The organism is Neobacillus canaveralius, assembly GCF_047237705.1.
In the GTDB taxonomy this organism is placed as follows: Bacteria; Bacillota; Bacilli; order Bacillales; family Cytobacillaceae; genus Neobacillus; species Neobacillus niacini_K.
Window position 1 is genome coordinate 5,098,247 of sequence record NZ_JBDFLL010000001.1, and the last position, 18,747, is coordinate 5,116,993.

Sequence of the window (18,747 nt, forward strand, 5' to 3'; positions counted from 1 at the left end):
AATAATTGTAATTATTTTAATATTATAAATATGTGGAAAGATAATCCTATTTTACATTCTAGTATAGGTATAATCTACCAATTGCCATCAGCTTCCATAACAAAAAAATCCCCCATACTTTTTTGTCTGAGGGAACATAAACGCACTTCAATTTTCACTTAATCTACTAAAACTATTCATACCCAACTATGCATTTCAATCAATGCTACTGTCTCAATGAATGTTGGTCGTCTTTGGCAACATACGAGATGTAGTTCTTACTTACCTAAATGGATTATAAAAACGATTTCCATCCAAAAAGGTAATGATCATTGAAAAGACAAACAAAAGGCCAATAAGCATAATGGCCAAATAATCTGCTTTTGTAAAGGGTCTCTCATGGTACCATCATCTTCTCTTTTGACTGCCAAAGCCTCGAAGCTCTATCGTAGCACTTATTGTTTCAATCCGATTGAGGCTTGAAAAAATTAACGGCATTAAAATGGATGATGCATAGCGTAATTTTTTGGTCAATTTTTGTTTTTTTGATAAATCAATCCCTCGTACCTGTTGAGCGAGTGAGATGTTCTGATAATCCCGCTGAATATCTGGAATATATCGCAGCGCAAGAGCTACTGCATATGCAATTCGATAGCTTCCGATTTTATTAAGAGAAGCTGCAAATTCACTGGGATGTGTCGTAACCATAAACAACAAGGCAAGTGGAATAATGGTCAAATATTTAAGCGTTATATTAAATTGGTAGAATAGCTGCTCAGCGGCAACGACCAGTGTATTTGGCTAATCTCTTCACACCCGCATGGTGTGAGTCCCTAAAAATCAAGAGGGTGCTTTTTTCTACTGTCTACTTGAGATGCGTATATCCATAATTCTTGGAAGAGAGAGACTCTTTTCATAAATTTTTAAAAATCGTCATTTGAATGGTTTTCGTAGCTTTGCCAATGGCACCGCCATCATTTTTAAAGATAGTTGATTTATTTTCGTCTGATGGCTCGATACGGATGGTCAATTTGTTTTCTCCTTCTTTTAACATAATATTATAGGAGAAGGTCATGTCGTCTTTTATTGTTACTGGCTCGCCATTAATAGTGAGAACTCCATCTTTAATGGCGTTCCCCTGAAGGGTGATGCTGTCCGCTGTGACGGATTGCCCATCCGTATGAGAAGTCACGACCACTGGCATATCAATCCAACGAAGGATTTTATCTTGAACCACCATTTGGTTACCGCCTTGATTGGTTACGATTATAGAAAGGTCAGTTCCCGTTGCTCCGTAACCATTGTAACTTACGTCATCATCATTTGGGTTCAATGGAGTGTGATCTGCTAAACCTTCTTGCTCCCAAGAGCCATTTTTGACGTATTTGTAAGTAAGCACTTCCCCTTCCTGTGCTTCGATTGTATACTCATAATCATTTGTGACTGCGCCGCCGCGTGTCATTTCCCACGCGCCCGTATTCCAGCCATTTTTCGTTCCTGGCATTGTAATGTTGATTCCCTGTGGAGTGTACGCTGGTGCGTTGACTTTAAAGGTCACCTTAACGGTTATAAGTTCAGGCGTCACGGCAACAGCGTTTGATGTAACGACATTCCCAGCCTGATCATACACGTGCACTTCGTAGGAATACAGCTTTCCATTCGAGACATTGATATCTTTGTAGGATTGCTTGGTTGGATCAAACAACATATCGATGATTGCACCATCGCGGACTAAGGCAATCATATAGGGATCGTTCACACCTTCCAGCTTCCATGAAAGATTGACCTGTCCCGATTCCTGCTCTGGCTGATCTAACGTTACTTTATCAGCCGGATCAATTGTATCTTCCCCCTTTGTAAAACGTACCTCCTGCGTTTCACTCGTGATCCAGTTTCGACCAAGATCGGTTGAAAAAGCAAACCGATATTCATAGTTACCTTCTTTTAATGGTAGGAAATTTCCACTAAAGGCATTTATGGTTTCCTGTTGATTGATATAGGAAGCCTTATAGGTAGTCCAGTTTTCATTACCAGGTTGCTTTACTTCGAGCTTTGCCTGTAAACCTTCCATCTGACCAGTTTCTGTTTCACCTTGTACAAAGATAGCAGCGGTGATCGTCTGCGGCTTCGAAAGGTCAATGATCCCCGTTTCAATTGATGTTACGTTCGTAATCTGGTGATTTCCATCTGTTAACTCAACATGTGGAATAACAGCATTCTCTGTTGCTGCTTTATCAGAAGGATTCCCGTTTTTATCAAGTGCTACCACGGCAAAATAATAGTTGCGGCCATTGTCTAAACCATCGATGGTTACCGTATTCGCGGACGTTTCCTTTACTTTTTTATAAAAAGCGCCAGAAATCGTTGTTTGATAAATAGCATACTTAGCTGCATCACCTTCCCACTTTAAAGTGGCCGAGCGGCTCCCTTCTTCAATGGTTAATCCCGTGACGGCAGCCTGACGTTTCAGATTTTGACCCTTATCAGACACAAGCATGCGCCCGCTCATGGCTGGAATTGTAACTGAAAGCTTTCCATCTTTTGATACAGTTTTGTACTTTCTATCAAGCTGATCTGTTAATTTCACACCATTAATCAATAAATCTTCTAATTCGAGTTCAATCGTCTGTTCTTCAGTACCTCTGTTTGTTAAAACAACCGCAAAGTTCTTTTTGTCTGAACGGGAGAAAGCAAGCACATCGCCTTTTGCATAAAGATGGTTTAAATCACCGTAACTGAAAAGGTCATGATAGGTATTTCTTACTTTTCCAATTGATTGATAATGTTTTACAAGATCTGTGTCCTCGTTACCCCAAGGATAAGTTCTGCGGTCATCGGGGTCCTTCGATCCTGTAACACCCGCTTCATCGCCGTAATAAACAGTCGGCGCACCAGCATAACCCATTTGCAGGGTCGCGGCAAGCTTTAGGCGTTGAATTCCGAGTTGATGGTTGTAATTTTTATCGTACTCTGCACGTTCAAAAGAGTCGGTTCCATTACCTAACACAAACGCTGCGCGAGGGGTATCGTGCGAGCCCATTAAGTTCATCAGGGAGTAAAATGCTTCTTTCGGATAATCTTCATATACCGCATTCAACTGATTTTCTGCCCCTTCGGCATTTCCATTTTTCAGGTAATCTATAAGAGCACCGCGGAATCGGTAATTCATAACGGAATCATATAAGTCGCCAAGGAAATATTCAGAAGCATCATCCCAGATTTCACCTAGAATCAGCGGTTCATCTTTCTTTTTGGTCTTAAGCTCATTACGGAATTCACGCCAAAATTCTGGATCGACCTCGTTCGCAACATCTAAACGCCAGCCTGTTGCACCCCGATCCAGCCACGATTTGGCAACAGAATCGTCATCATACATCATGTAGTTAGCAAACTGCTTATTATTTAACTCAGATGGATAGTCCACCACTTCTCCAGGAATCGATTTGATTTCTGGCAATGAATCAAAGCCCCACCATGCCTGGTATTTATAAATACCATCAACCTTCACATTTTCAATGTTAAACCAGTTGTGGAAACCGTATGGGCTAAAGGTTTGTCCTTCTGCCTTTAATTTTTCTTCCACTTGTTTCTTTGCCTCTTCTTCTATAACTCCTTTATTGACAAGGTCATAAATCGCTGACCAGTATTCATAAGCACCAACCGTTTCATATTTTCCATAACGGTCAAAATAGATGGAATCGTCACCGACATGATTAAACACGCCATCTAAAATTAAATGCATTTTCCGTTTCTTTAATTCTTTTGTGAAAGCCTCAAATTCTTTTGGAGAACCAAACATTGGATCGATTTCCTTGTAGTCTGTCGCATCGTACTTATGGTTCGATGATGCATAAGCGATTGGGTTTAGATAAAGTGTGTTGACCCCTAAAGATTGAATGTAGTCGAGTTTCTTTTGAACTCCAGCAATGTCACCACCGAAGAAATCGTTGGACCAAATTTCATCTCCAGTATAGCCTTCGGAATTAGCTTCACGAGGGTTGTCCGGAAGTTCGCTCCATTCTTGATGTTCAATTGGCTCATCACCGCGTGCTGTATCTTTGGCATCGTCATTTTTATTATTTCCATTGAAAAAGCGATCCGGAAAAATCTGATACACGACCGCTTCCTTCATCCAATCTGGCGTTTTGTAGGCTGGATCAAAAACCGTTAATTGGAATAGAGAAGCATTGGCATCAGAAGTTGTCCCTTTTCCACCTTCAGTAATATCTTCACCGTATTCCTTCTGAGATTCTCCGTCACGTGCAATAAATTTATATCCATAAACGCCCTTTTCTTCCGGCTTTATATCAGCTTCCCATAACTCTACTGGTGCAGCATTTAGCTCAACCCATCCGGCATATTCCATTTCCACCATGATGGTATTACCAGTGTTGTAGTTTTTTAGCTGAACCTTTGCAGCTGTTAAATCGCCTTTCTTCGCTTGGAGTCGAATCTTGACCGTATCCCCTGCCTTTACTGCCCCAAATGGTGACCTATAAGCTCGATCCCAAGTGTCGTGAAACAGCTTATCTCCTTGGACATTGCCATCTGGCAAACCAGGATCATAATCTGTGTACACTTCCTTTGTATCATGGTTATAGAAGAATGTAACTATCGTATCTTTTACTACATTCAGAACAAAGTTATTCGCTGGATACGCAGGAGCAGACCAGTTGTTCCCAAGAACAAACTTAAATTCATGCTTTCCTTTCGGCACTTGTGCTGAATAAGTGTAAATGTTGTCGAGGTCTTCATCCTTTAAAATAGCAGTTGATTCACCTGGCGCCCATTCTCCACCAGCGTTCAGCTCAGGCTGGATATCTCCCACAATCCTTGGTTTCTGGTCGTCTGGCAGCTCTGCAGGAACAGAAACTTTGTGGGTAACATCATCATAAATAAACGTGACTTGTTTTTCCTGATCCAGAGACAGCTTATAATTATCGCCGCCAGGAACCCCGTTTACTCCATAGTTTTCATCCCATGAACCATTAATCGCAATTTTGTATTCATAGTTTCCTGCAGGAAGCGTGCCTGTCAGCTTGTACTTTCCATTTTCCTGAAGGGTCATTCTTGTTGAGGGTTCAGCCGGATTCCATTCACCTGACCCGCCAAGTTCATCCTGTATATTCCCCACTAGCGTTACCACACGTTCTGCGGCGTTTGTTTCAATTGGATGAATAAATCCAAGAGCAATCGTTTGCGCAAATAAAACAAAAAGAGTTATGAAACTTATAATCTTTCTCGATTTACCCTTCATACATTCAACTCCCTTTTAAATTATTTTCGAGCAATCGTTTGCACAAATAATTACAAACGCTTCCCTAAAATGTATTATCTCATTATCTGTATTTTCCAAAGAATAGGACATTTCTACTCATTAAGAGGTTTGGTTACGGGTCTTTATGCTTGTTTTTGGTAAAAATAAGCAATTCCAATTAAAATAGTAAAAGCCCCTATTAAAATTAGGGGCCTTCGTGGATATTACTTGTTTTTTAGATGGCAGCATGATGATCTTTCAATTAATTTATGAGGAATGATGATACGCTTTATTGGTTCGTTACTGTTTTCAATCTTTTGAATCAAGTTCTTTGATGCTTGATAGCCAAGATCAAATATATTGATGTCAACAGATGTTAACGGGGGCTTCACCATTTCTGAAAGAAGTACGTTATTAAAGCTGACAATGGAGATATCCTCTGGAACGCTGATTCCTAACTCATCTAGTGTATTCAAGACACCTAAAGCCATAAAGTCGTCAACTACCACGAGGGCAGTAGGTGGATTTTCTAGTGACATGAGCTCTTTAACAGCTTCTTGACCGCCTTCACGTAAAAATTCTTCATGAATAATATATTCATTTTTCAATTCAATACCAGCATTTCGTAATGCCCGTTCATAACCAAGTAACCGCTCTACCGTTACCACAAGCTCAAGACATCCACCGATAAAGGCAATTTGATGATGGCCCTGCATGATTAAATGTTCGGTAGCTTCTTGCATGGCACGAAAATTATCGTTATCAACATGGGTAATTTCTTCTATATTTTTATAAGGTTTACCAATAAGGACAAATGGAAAATTTCTTTTTAGTAAATAGGAGATAATTTTATCCTCCACCATAGATTTTAGTAGAATCATCCCATCTACTCTTTTTCCCTGAACCATATCAACCACTGCTTCAAGTGTTTCCTTTTCTGATTTTCCAGTTGTCATATGCAAAGCGTATTTTTTTTCATGAGCCCCTTCACTAATTCCTTGTAATACGGTTGGGAAAAAGGGATTCTGAAATACGACATCTCCTGAACTCGGCATGACAAGCCCAATGGTTTGTGTCGATTGACTCGCAAGACTTCTTGCATTTAAGTTTGGATGGTACCCGAGCTTTCCCATTGCTTCATTTACTTTACGCTTTGTTGCTTCACTAATTCTGGGACTATCGGCAATCACTCTTGAAACTGTTGACGGAGCAACATTCGCAAGCTTTGCAACATCCTTAATTGTAACCGCTATGTCTAACACCCCTCTCGTAGGGAGTTTGATGGAATTCTCATATACTATTATATAACGATAATGACCCAATCGGAAATTGTGAGACACTCTCCCGCAAAGAATTAGCCTTTTGTATCGCCTTACTAAAATCTTCATAACTAATAGAAGAAGCAGGCTGCCCATTAACGGGTTCCTGCTTCTTCTTTTATAACTATCTGCAAGAAACACCCAACTTGTCCAGAGTGTATGTGGCAACACATGGGGTTTTTTGTTTTGATGGATTTAATATATCCACGAAAAAAAAATACTCATTGGACGATGAATAAATTTCAGTTGATTTCTTAATTCACTCGCCCATCGTAATCCTTTGATATATATCTTGAAAAAGCGATGAAGAGCCTTGAACGAACGTAGTCCTAAACTTTTAGAAATTTTTCACAAGCTTAATCTCATCATTTTTTGAGATAAATCCACTGATGCTTTCAAATTTTTTGTCTATTTTTAAATGGTCTTGGTCTTCTAATACATATTTCATAAAAGAACAACAAAAGAGCTTACGTGCTATTCTTCCTTTTTCACCAATTAAGTTGAACCACCCTTGTCCAACATAAAAAGGGTTCGTTAGCATTTTATCAACAATAAAAGATATTCTGTCATTTTCTTCATTTGTTTCAAATTCTGTTCTTGAGGAAAGAGCCAGTACAAAATAGTTTTTAAACTTATCTAATTCAAGTAATTGAAGATGGTACCTTTCATGGTGCTTTATATTAAATTCCTTCAGAACCGATTTTATACTTTTTTCGGCATCTATTTCATATTTACCAGCATCTTTCCAATTCGTTATACGCGAATTAAATATAGACAGTGTCATGATAAAATGTGAAGCATAATTTTTTGGATCAAATGATTCTTTACCATTTAGCTTTTCATCGACCGGTTCAACAATAAATTTTTTATAGTCAGCAAAAAACTTTTCGTTCATACGGCATACCTTCTTTCATGAATTGATTGGGCTGGATGAATAAAATGATTCTGATCCTTTTCTGTCTGCAGCTTTTGAGTTAAGGGAAGGTTTCCTGGTGGAAAGAAATGATTGGTTTTCCTAATACCGATTCATAATCGTAGTTTTTTTGGTCCAGCTGTAAAAACAACTTAGACGAACTGAAGATACTAGATGTTATATATATTCATTTTTAAAAATTAAAATCCTGCTTTTTCTTCCATGAAACTACATTTTTCACTTTTTTTAATCAAAAAGTCCCATTCCTGAATACAACCTGTTTGGAGTATCTTTAATGGTCTATAACAAACTACTATATTATACTTAAGGAAAGAGCTAGGGGGAGCGAAAATTGATGAAAGTTGAATTGGATACTGAATCAAAACAGTGGATAAAGTCAAAGGGCAATCAATTGACCGTAAAAACGCTTGAGGTAAAGGCTTGCTGTGCTCCAGGTGTACAAGAGCTGGTTGCTGTACCAGGAAAACCTAAAGCTTTAAATCAATTTAATGAAGTTATAATCGATAATTTATCTATCTATGTACAAAAAAGTATTAGAGGCAAGGAGAAACTTATACTTAAATTATCTGGTTTCGGTTTCTTTAAATCTATTTCCGCAAAGCTTCTGTAAAAAACAGCACCCATTCATCAATGTCGAATGGGTGCTTGTTTTTTATGCTACTTCTTTTTCCGATTGTTCTACTAATTGATTTTGTGGTATTTTCCAAAGCTTAATCCATTTGTTTATTGAAGCAACCATAATGACTATACCAAGGATGAGCATGGTAATGGATAGAATCCCGTTTAATACACTAAAACCAGCATTATCTACATTGAAGTAGACGTTTTTAACCATCCAGTAACCCGCAACCATTACTGTTACAAATAAATATGCTAGAGGGATTAGACATGTCAGCATGTACCAGCGCTTTTCAGCAATCTTTAAAACTACTGTCGCTCCAACAATGAGTCCGATAGAAGCCATTAATTGGTTGGATACACCAAATAGTGCCCAGACGGAACTGATGTCCCCTGAGAAAAGAAGATATCCCCAGACGAAGCAGGCTAATGCACTGGCAAAGATATTTGCTCCAAGTGAATCTGTACGTTTTAATGGTTTAATAAAGTCTCCAAGGAAATCTTGAATAAGATAACGAGCAACCCTCGTTCCTGAATCAATCGCAGTTAAGATAAAGACAGCCTCAAATAGAATGACAAATTGATAGAAATAAGATGCTAACTTTGCGAAAAATGGAACTGCTGCGAAGATGTATGTCATCCCGACAGCGAGGGTAACGGCTCCACCTGTTCTTCCTTCAAGGTCCATTCCCACTTTTTCCTCCAGTTGGTCAAGTTCAACTGTTTCCATTCCAAGTGTTGCGAATTTCTCAGGTGATGAATTGATAGCAAAATAATCTCCTGGTTGAAGAGAGATGGCAGCAATTAAAGCCATAATTGCCACTAAGCATTCAACAAGCATTGCCCCAAAAGCTACACCTTTTATATCACCCCAGCGGCTGACCATCTTCGGTGTTGTACCAGAACCAACGAATGCGTGGAATCCTGAAATTGCTCCGCAAGCAATTGTAATCGAGATAAACGGCCAAACTGGACCAGCAACAACAGGACCGCCGCCATTAATAAAATCTGTAAATGCAGGGAATTGAACTTCGGGGTTTACAATGAATACCCCAACGATCAATGCTGCGAATACCCCTATCTTCATAAATGTACTTAAATAATCGCGTGGTGCCAGCAATAACCATACTGGTAACGCTGCTGCAAAAAATGCATAGATTGGTAAAATAAGAGCAAGCGTACTTTTTTCAAGTGTTAACAAATCTCCTAACCATGTACCTTGAATGTTTGGGCCCCAAACAATTGCTGCCATGATTAAAATGAAACCAACAGTTGTAGCGAGTTTTAAATTGCCGGTCTTTTTATGGTATAATCCAACTCCCATTGCAATCGGAATGGTGATTCCAACTGCGAATGTTCCCCATGGGTTTCTTTCAAGTGCACCCAACACAACCATTGACAGACCAGCCATAGTAATTGTGATGATGAATAACATCGCTAATCCTGTACAGAATCCTGCTACAGGACCGAGTTCTTCCTTTGCAACCTCTGATAAAGACTTTCCATCTCTGCGCATTGATGCAAAGAGAACGACCATATCGTGGACTGCTCCACCAATTACTGCACCAATTAACAGCCAAAGCAGGCCTGGTAAATAACCGAATTGTGCTGCCAGGATTGGACCAACTAAAGGGCCTGCTGCAGCAATCGCTGCAAAATGGTGTCCAAATACAACCCATTTATTTGTAGGTACATAATCTTGTCCATCTTCTAATTTCTGAGCAGGTGTCGGCTTTGAGTCATTTAGCTTTAAAACCTTTGCCGCCATAAATGTGCCATATAAACGATATACGATTAAGAGGATACATATTGAACCTACTACGATTGAAATCGCATTCATTATTAATTCTCCCTCCATTACTTCCTTATATACAATCATTATCTTACAAAATGAAAACGCTTTTATATCATTTTCAAGATAACTTGCACAAATGGAAAGATGAATTGCAAAAACCAACAGCTGAAATACAATAATTGATAAATTAAAAACAGAAAATTTAAAATCCTAGAATCTGCTTCATTTCCTTTACATAGGTCCGGCTGACCGGAACTTTTGAGTCGTTTTTCATGATTAAATTATATGTAGAGTTAAACCAAGGCTCTATTTCGACGATATGATCAATGTTTACAATGAAACTGCGGTGGACACGAAGAAATTTGGTGTTAGGTAACTTTTTCTCTAATACAACGAGTGCCTCACTTACTGTGTATTTTTGGTCCATTGTTTCGATTGTGCACTTACCCTCACTGGATTCTAAATAAACAATGTCAGCATTGGGTAATAAAATTATTCTTTCATTGACAAGAACAGCAATTTTTTCATTTTGGTTGTTTTTCTCAGAGGAATAAATGGGAAAATCCTGATCTCCTATTTTTTTAATCTTTTTTATTTTTTTCAGTGTTTTACCAATCCGATCTTCATCAAAGGGCTTTAATATATAATCCACCGCGTTTAATTCAAAGGCCTTAAGGGCAAATTCATCGTAAGCTGTAGCAAAAATAGTCGCTGGAGCCGGATTTAGGTTTTCTAATTGCTTTGCTAATTCCAATCCGCTCTCATCAGCCAGTTCAATATCTAAAAAGACAATATCTGGTTTTAGCTCAAGTATTTCTGCAATGGAATCCTCGACACAATCACTTTCACCTAAAACGACTACCTGCTTACTGCGTAACAGCAAGTATTTTAATTCATCTCTTGCTAACGGTTCATCATCCACTATGTAGGCTTTAAGCATTTTGATCAAAAACTCCTTTATAGTCGTGCGGAATGGAAATCGTGACTGTTGTCCCATGGTCCACTTGACTTTCAATAGTTAAATAGGCTTGACCATTGTAAATTCCTTTAAGACGTTCATTAATATTAAAAATAGCTGTACCATTACCTTTTTTAGAATCTACGATTTGCTTCCCTAACACTTCAATCCTATCTCTAGGAATGCCCTTTCCGTTATCCGCAACAATAATTTTCAAATGATTACTATCGAAAAAGGCCCGGATGGTGATTCTCCCTTCAGATTTACTTCGGGGAAAGCCATAATGAATTGCATTTTCTACCAATGGCTGCAGGGTAAACGGCGGAATCAGCAGTTCTTCGAGACCTGGTTCAATTTGAAAATCTACGAAGTACTTATTTGGAAAACGGGTCTGTTCCAAAGAAAGATAAGCCCTGACATTTGCCAATTCCTTTTCCAGCGGGAGGAGCATTTGCCTTGCTCCTTGTAGATTTCCGCGAAAAAATGAACTGAGCTCCAACAGTAATTTACGAGCTTTATCTGCATCTGTTCGACAAAGCGCTGAGATAGTATTGATACTATTAAATAAAAAGTGCGGATGGATTTGTGCCTGTAAGGCTTTGATTTCAGCATCTTTCAATAGCTTCGTCTGCCTTTCTGCTTCTGCAAGCTCCAGCTGTGTAGAAAAGAGATTAGCAAGTCCTTCCGCTAATTCCTGCTGCACCTTATCTAATTTTTCCGGCTCAGTATAGTACATTTTTAAAGTACCGACGATTTTATTTTTAACCTTTAACGGCAGCACAATGGCGGCTTCTAAAGGACAATCATTATGTACACAGAGAATCTCTTTCTTCGATCTTGCTATTGAAATCTTGCCGCTTTCAAGCACTTTTTTTGTCAACCCGGTCTCCGGTTTTGACTTAGGGATATGGTGGTCTGACGCATCACCGACATGAGCTAGGACTTGATGGTCATCTGTAACTGAAACCGCATCAGCATCGGTTAGTTTTAGCATAATTTTCGCTATCTCCCTGCAGGAATGGATATTCAAGCCTTGTCGAAAATATGGCAGGGTTTGATCGGCAATAAGAAAGGCCAGGTTGGTTTGATTTGCACGAGTAACTTCTTTATCACGTTTAATTGCTCTAATTATGAACATAAACAGCAATGTACCTAATCCATTGCCAAATATCATCGGTAAGCTAATAAACTCTACAAGGCTCCATGCTTGTTCAAAGGGTTTAGCAAAAACAAGAATGAGTAACATCTGTACGGATTCCAATATCATGCCTATTATGACAGCAAATCCTGCAGTTATTTGTTTTCCCATCTGTTTTCTTTTTCTTCCAAAGTAACCTGCAATAATCCCAGCTAAGATAGTAGAAATTGCGCAGGAAAATGCGGTGAAACCCCCAAGCGTGTAACGATGAATTCCAGCAATCAATCCTGCACCAACACCAACAATCGGGCCTCCAAGCAAACCTCCTATAACAACCCCCATCACTCTTGTATTTGCAAGCGCACTCTCATGTTCTAATTCAGAAAGCCATGTCGCTCTATTAATAGTATTATAATGAACTTCAACCCCTGTATAATTACTAATGATTCCGAAGGCACCAAAAAGTAAAAAAAGCAAAATTCTCTCACTTGTATTGTGTTTGGTTTGAATAATATGACGAAATGATTTCATTTGCGAAAGCAAAAAAGCCACAATGACAATGATTCCAACCTTTTCAAGCATTAATGCTGCTAAATTAAACATTTTCACCATCCTTAATATTTAATTGCCATATGATCAAAACAAAACAGCCCAATTTTAAAACTCAATTGGGCTGTAAGAAATAATAAAGCGGAGTCCCCCTCAACGGGGAATTTTTCCTTTTGAAAGAACCGACCCTATTATACCATTATTCTACTAGAATTTACTAAAGTTGATTATTGTTTTGGGGAAATAAGAAATGAAAAGATTATCTGGAGATTTTTTGCTATATGCTACATAAGAAGGTAATGTTAATGATAGAATTTATTAGCCAAAATATACATTTACCTTCCCTTCCTTTTGTGCAGTGGCCAAACAGTTTTGGATAAAATCCTGGATTTGTTTCAGATCCCAATCTCTTTCTGATAAGGATTTACCATTTCCATATAGTTGATTGTAGGTATTTAACGCTTTTTCAATTTGTTTAATTGAGAAGGTGGAACTTTTGCCCGATCCACTCACTCCTGCATAGAATTGATCTGCGTCCAGTAAACTGTAAAGGATGGTTGAATTATTATTCCCCATGCTAAAACGTGCGTAAGCAATTTCTTCTCCTGAATTATTAAATCCTGATATATCGTGACCCATTAGTCATCCTCCTTCAAAAATTATTAGTGTTGGGAACTTATAAATAAGTATATGTTTACATGGTTACCACTCCCTTCAAGTTTTGTTATTAAACGATTTAATAAATGGGTGTTATGGCAGAAACATGTGAAGATTCAATATAGAGGTGGTTTCAATATGATCATCATAATTTTGAAAGTAATAATTAATATTGAGGTTTTCATAAAGACATTGTTTTGGTGGGAGAATGATGGAGAAAATTTGGAAGTGTAATGCAACGTATTTGATAGAATAATATCACATTAGACCATAGATAAATTTAGTCTTTTCAAAAGCTTTTCTACAATTATGTGAACATCAAATAAAAAGCCGACTTACTTTGTTTCATCAACAAGTAAGTCGGCTTTTTATCATTTAGGGCGAGAAGACCCCTTCCTCAAGGAGTGAGGTAGGGTGTAGCCCAAACGAGTAGGGAGGGGATGAATCGCCCCTCCGAAGGAGAGGTTTTTGTTGAAATAAGAACATATATTCTGTTAAAATATAAATATAAAATCTTTGAAAGGAGCATGAGCAATGAGCACTAGAACATTCTTTTCGAACCGAGTGTACAAAAATAATCTTCCTAAAGAATTACTGGATGCTATTAGTCATGCTCTTTTAGTTTTTAATAGAGCAAAACATTTTTCTTTTAACACATCTGCAAAGGAAAAACGCTCTGGACAAAACAATCGCTCAAAGTCTATGCACCTTACGGTGAAAGAACGATTCACCCTGGATGATTATTATGCAAATAGTGCAGTCCAAGAAGCTTCTGCTATACAGAAAAGTAATACTGAGCTTAATAAGTTATATATTTCAAATAAAGAAACACAAATATCTTCTGTTAAAAAGAAGTTAAAAAAAGAAAGAACTCGATTAACAAAGCTAGAAAAGATTAAGAATTCCTTTGTAAAAGGCAAACCCCAATTTCCTAAAAATTCTAATTTGAATAAAATGGGTAACTTTTTTGTTGTGCAATTTAAAAAGAAAACAGACATCTACTACCATGCTTATCAATTTGAGAATGGCTTTTTGGATTGAGAAATCCAAAGAATTAAAACTAGAATTGGTTTCTTGACCTTTAAATTAAATAAATTCGAGCAGCAACTCAAACAACTAAAAACAGGTGTATCCAACGTTGTTTTCGGTTCCAAAAAACTATTCAAGTCCCAATTTACAAAAGATGAATTTAAAGATAATCATAAATTATGGCTAAAAAAGTGGGAGCGTTCACGTTATAACCAAATGACTATTTCTGGCAGAAAAGATTCTGTTAATGGAAATTTTGTATTTCAATATGATACTCAGAGCCATCTCTTATCTTTTAAAACACCGTCAGGTGTTATTGTTAAAATAAACGATGTTTGTTTTCCTTTCGGTCAAGTTGAAGTAAATAGTGCGATATTAAAGCAGACAAACTGCAAAAATAAGAAAGAGAATGGAAAGCCTATTGCGTGGTCTGTAGAAGATCATGGTAATTACTACATAATAAAATGTATGGTTAATGAAGATAGAAAGGAAACTGTCAACTATTCCAAATCTGACGGAATAATTGGCGTGGATTGTAACGTTGACCATTTTGCGGTTTCTGACATTAATTCAAAGGGCCAGCTTATTTCCTCACGGTCATTAAATTTCGATATTTTAGGTAAAACATCAGGTCAAATTACCAAAATTATTGAAGCCGAAGTAATTGAACTTGTGAACATTGCCCATCGGGCAAACAAACCATTGGCGATTGAAAAACTAGATACCACAAAATCAAAGGTATCCAACGCATACGGGAATAAAAAGTTGAATTTTAAATTTAACATGTTTGCATACAACAAAATGATTTCAGCTATAAAATCGAGAGCTGAAAAGTTGGATGTGGCAGTATTTGAGGTAAACCCTGCCTACACAAGTCAGATAGGCAAAATGAAATATATGAAACGTTTTGGAATCTCCGTTCACGAAGCAGCTAGTTTTGTGATCGCTCGTAGAGCTATGGGATTCAAAGAAAAACTCCCACCAGTTTTGGGTGCACTGTTACCAGAGAAGATAGCAGGTACTCATCATTGGAGGCAGTGGGGGTATGTTTCTAAATCGCTGAAAGGAATACGCACTTGTGCCTATTTTCGCTCGGACCTTTTTGATGTAGACAGGTTTCGTTCTACGAACGAACTCTTCCTCTCAGGAGCTATTACAGACCTGGAGGCAAAAGGTTTGTCAAAATTAAAAAGTGGAAAAACCGCCTCCTAGTTGAACGGGAGACGGTCATGTATCTGAGATATGTGTCTTGTTTTACAAGAATCCCCCACTTCAAACAACCCGTTAGGGTGTTAAGTGGTGGGTAGTTCAATTATATTACTTTTTCCTCTAAATTTAAGTCAGCTTTCTTTTTTCTAAAGAATAAGTTCACCAAGGTATCTGGCAGGGCAATCATAGCTGGTAAAAAGATAGGAAGCAGTACAAAGCACAGCACCACCAGTCCTGTAATGACAGCTATGGCCAATTCAGATAAAAGGATGATTCCAGAAGGCATAAGTGTCGCAAATGTGCCTCCAAGTATGATGACTGCTGCAATAATGACACCGCCTATATGTCTTGAAGCCGTAACAATTGCCTCTTTCTGCGACATATGAGGGTATTCCTTAAAGCGCATCATCAAAAAGATACTGTAGTCTACTCCCAAGGCGACAATAATGATAAACGAGAAGAAAGGAACAAAGGAAGAAATTCCTTCAAGCCCCTGCAAATCTATGAATATATAATTTATGATGAACATCGCAGCATAGTAAGAACCTAAAAGCGATGCCGTTATAAAAACTGGTGTCCAGAACGACCTTATAACGATAAACAGTACCAGCAATACCCCGATAATGACGATCGTTGTTGATCTGCTTAAATCCCTGCTTAAAACATCATTCATATCTTTGGTTGTAGCACTTGGTCCAGATGTGCCAAACTTAGCATCTGAAAGATCATTGCCTTTCAGTCCATTGGAAACCTCTGCATTAATTTTATCAATGGTACTTAAAGCTTCCTTTGAATAAGGATCATCTTTTAATACAATGATCATTTTCGTAATTTTTCTATCATCAGACATAAATGAGTCCAACGATTTTTCGAAGTTTTTGTCGTTCAAGGCTTCCTTTGGAATAAAGAAGGTTTTATTTGTTTTGTACTGTGTTAAGAATCCATTCGTTTGCCCAAGTCCGTCAGAAATTTGTTCTAACCCGCCGTTTACTTCAGAAAGTTGTTGTCCAAAGATACTGAATCCATTGAGACCATCGGCAAGCTGTTGCTGACCCCTTTTCATTTCTCCAAGCCCTGAAGTTACATTGTTCATATTTGTTACAATTGTCTCTATTCCTGAAGAAGCTTCACCAAGACCGCTTTCGAGCTGTTTCAAACCTGCCGCCATTTGGGATAAACCGTCGCCCATGGTGGCAAGATTCTTATTGGCTTCAGCAAATCCTGCAGTTGCAACATTATAATTTTCATTTAATGCTTGTATTCCTTCAGGTGTAATCTGAGTTAATGACGAGGATAACTGGTCAATTGTTAGCTTTAATCCCTGGAAATTCCCATCAGTGTCGGCACCGGAATAACTTTTACCCAGTTCAGTCACCATGAATTGCATCTGTGAGAGCGCACTTTTCACTCCCAAAAGAGCCTGTGCTGCACCCTGATAGTGAGTCCCCATCTCAGCGTAACCAATTTGCATTTTCCCATAACTTTCCGCTAACAGTGATACACCGCTGCTCATTTTTGTGAGATTTGTTTCAATGGCAGCTATACCGTTGCTAATCGTTTGTGATGAACTTGATCCATTATCGATACCATTCTGAATTTGCATTAATCCGTTTGTTAATGCAATCATACCTTCTTGAAGCTTTGCTGTACCGTCAACCATTTGGTTGACCTGTGAAAAATCTGCACTTCCAAGCTTCTCTTGAGCTAGTTTCAGACCATCATTTATTTGATCAACACCATTTTGAGTCTGTGACACACCATCCGTAACAGAGTCCATTTGACTATCAACGTAAAACTCTTCAATTGGCTCACCCAAAGGCTGTGTGACCGAAGAAACCTGCTTCACGCCTTCAATACTTTTAATTCTTTCTGTTACATCATCAATCACAGCAAGAGATTCATTATTATTTAACGCTTTACTATTTTCAATCACAACCGTTGCAGGCATTGCCTGACCTTTACCAAAATGTTCCGCAACAATATTAAATCCTTTCGAAGAAGGATATTTGTTTCCCAGTTCACCCACGGTATCAAAGTTAAGCTTTTCTTCATGTAAATATACCATTGGCACCAGAATTAAAAGAATGACAATCACTGTGATAAGTGGACGCTTTGTAGCAAAGGAGGATGTTGTACCCCAGAACTTGTTTTCCTTATGCCCACTTATACTCTTCGATGGCCAGAAAAGTTTTTTTCCTAAAACTTTCATAATAAAAGGAGTCAGCGTCAAAATTTCAAGCAAGAGGATGGTTACACCAATTGCCACAACGACACCGGATTTATAAATTGGTGATTCGGCAAAAACGAGAGCAAGGAAAGCAATAAATACCGTGAGTATACTGTAAGCAATCGTTTTACCAGCCGTTTTATAAGTGTTTATGATTGATTCATCGATTGAATAACCATGAGTCAGTTCTTCCCTAAATCGATTAAACAAAAGAATGTTGTAATCAGTACCAATACCAAAGAGGATTAGTACCAGGAGCATTTGGGTAAGACTTGTGATTGGAAAACCGGCTTTGTCGATTAATTGCGCTGCGATTCCCATAGAAACAAGATATGAAAAGGCTACTGCCACTAATGACACAAAAGGAGTAACCACTGACCTGAACGTAATAATCAGTACGACTAAAATAAAGATAACAGTCAAGGCTGCACTCTTTTCCACTCCCGAGAGAGAAGCCTTCAGATAGTCGTTATTGATAAAATCTTCGCCGCTTAAATAGTATTCAACAGGAACATCACCAAGCTTCTTATCAAGATCTTTTTGGATGTCATCGACTTCTCTGCCTTTCTTATCAAGCTTAAAGCTCACCATAACAGTAGTTTTATCTTTAGAAACTAATGAGCTTTTTGCCTCAGGCATGTTAAAGGGATCAATCATATCCGTAATCCCAAGTTCTTTCTTGCTATCGCTAATTTCCTTAATCGCATCACCGATATTTGTCATTTCAGCATTAGAAATTTTATTTTTATCGTAAAAAACGATAATGTTGCTTGTGCCTTTCGTCGTATCCATCTTTTTCAGGATATTGTCTGCGATAACAGAAGGGCTTTCACTGCTTGTTCCTTGCTGCCCTTTTTCCCTTAGTATGGCATTGATGTCCGGCTGAAAGAAAGTGAGCAATATGGTGGCAATTAACCAAATTGAAAAAATCGCCCAACGCCCTTTTATGATTTTGTTCACCCTTGTATCCTCCCCGTTATCTGCATTATAGTTGTTATTTTCTCTGTTTGTTTTGTCTCGGAAAGTACATAACATCAAAGAAATCCTTTTTCACACTAGACACTATATCAGGGGATAA

General features: G+C 38.2%; 11 protein-coding genes and 1 pseudogene. 3 read left to right on the forward strand and 9 right to left on the reverse strand.

What is annotated here, in order from left to right:
* Window positions 1-261: 261 nt before the first annotated feature.
* The 4 genes and pseudogenes from ABC255_RS25005 to ABC255_RS25020 all read right to left on the reverse strand — a co-directional run.
* A pseudogene (locus tag ABC255_RS25005) lies at window positions 262-765 on the reverse strand (energy-coupling factor transporter transmembrane component T family protein); the annotation flags it as partial.
* A gap of 127 nt (window positions 766-892) precedes the next feature.
* Complete coding sequence (locus ABC255_RS25010) at window positions 893-5,236, reverse strand: alpha-amylase family glycosyl hydrolase (protein ID WP_412997707.1); 4,344 nt, start codon at window positions 5,234-5,236, stop codon at window positions 893-895.
* A 224-nt stretch (window positions 5,237-5,460) separates the two neighbouring features.
* A complete protein-coding gene (locus ABC255_RS25015; protein ID WP_412998634.1) occupies window positions 5,461-6,489 on the reverse strand; it encodes a LacI family DNA-binding transcriptional regulator in 1,029 nt (342 codons plus the stop codon).
* 403 nt (window positions 6,490-6,892) lie between these two features.
* Window positions 6,893-7,450 (reverse strand): hypothetical protein, encoded by a 558-nt coding sequence (locus tag ABC255_RS25020; RefSeq protein ID WP_412997709.1) that lies wholly within the window; start codon window positions 7,448-7,450, stop codon window positions 6,893-6,895.
* A 373-nt stretch (window positions 7,451-7,823) separates the two neighbouring features.
* Between ABC255_RS25020 and ABC255_RS25025 the strand changes: the two genes are divergently transcribed.
* Window positions 7,824-8,099: a CC/Se motif family (seleno)protein gene (locus ABC255_RS25025; RefSeq protein ID WP_412998635.1), complete on the forward strand. Its 276-nt coding sequence runs from the start codon at window positions 7,824-7,826 to the stop codon at window positions 8,097-8,099.
* A 42-nt stretch (window positions 8,100-8,141) separates the two neighbouring features.
* Here the strand turns inward: ABC255_RS25025 and ABC255_RS25030 are convergent, their stop codons facing one another.
* From ABC255_RS25030 to ABC255_RS25045, 4 genes are all read right to left on the reverse strand, one after another.
* Window positions 8,142-9,947 (reverse strand): carbon starvation CstA family protein, encoded by a 1,806-nt coding sequence (locus ABC255_RS25030; protein WP_412998636.1) that lies wholly within the window; start codon window positions 9,945-9,947, stop codon window positions 8,142-8,144.
* 157 nt (window positions 9,948-10,104) lie between these two features.
* Entirely contained in the window at window positions 10,105-10,842 is a 738-nt protein-coding gene (locus ABC255_RS25035) for a LytR/AlgR family response regulator transcription factor (RefSeq protein WP_412997710.1), read from the reverse strand.
* Window positions 10,835-12,601 carry a LytS/YhcK type 5TM receptor domain-containing protein gene (locus ABC255_RS25040; protein WP_412997711.1) on the reverse strand — a complete coding sequence of 589 codons (1,767 nt, stop codon included), beginning with the start codon at window positions 12,599-12,601 and terminating at the stop codon, window positions 10,835-10,837. The genes ABC255_RS25035 and ABC255_RS25040 overlap by 8 nt, the downstream gene beginning before the upstream one ends.
* Window positions 12,602-12,865: 264 nt before the next feature.
* On the reverse strand, window positions 12,866-13,186 hold the full coding sequence (locus tag ABC255_RS25045; protein WP_335532426.1) for a hypothetical protein: 321 nt from the start codon (window positions 13,184-13,186) through the stop codon (window positions 12,866-12,868).
* A gap of 582 nt (window positions 13,187-13,768) precedes the next feature.
* On the opposite strand from ABC255_RS25045, the gene ABC255_RS25050 reads away from it, so the two are divergent.
* Complete coding sequence (locus ABC255_RS25050; protein WP_412997712.1) at window positions 13,769-14,245, forward strand: hypothetical protein; 477 nt, start codon at window positions 13,769-13,771, stop codon at window positions 14,243-14,245.
* A 33-nt stretch (window positions 14,246-14,278) separates the two neighbouring features.
* Window positions 14,279-15,445: an IS200/IS605 family accessory protein TnpB-related protein gene (locus ABC255_RS25055; RefSeq protein WP_412997713.1), complete on the forward strand. Its 1,167-nt coding sequence runs from the start codon at window positions 14,279-14,281 to the stop codon at window positions 15,443-15,445.
* 100 nt (window positions 15,446-15,545) lie between these two features.
* Here ABC255_RS25055 and ABC255_RS25060 read toward each other — a convergent pair whose 3' ends face one another.
* The gene (locus ABC255_RS25060; RefSeq protein WP_412997714.1) at window positions 15,546-18,629 is read right to left on the reverse strand and encodes an MMPL family transporter; all 3,084 of its coding nucleotides are present in this window, start codon (window positions 18,627-18,629) and stop codon (window positions 15,546-15,548) included.
* Window positions 18,630-18,747 lie beyond the last annotated feature (118 nt).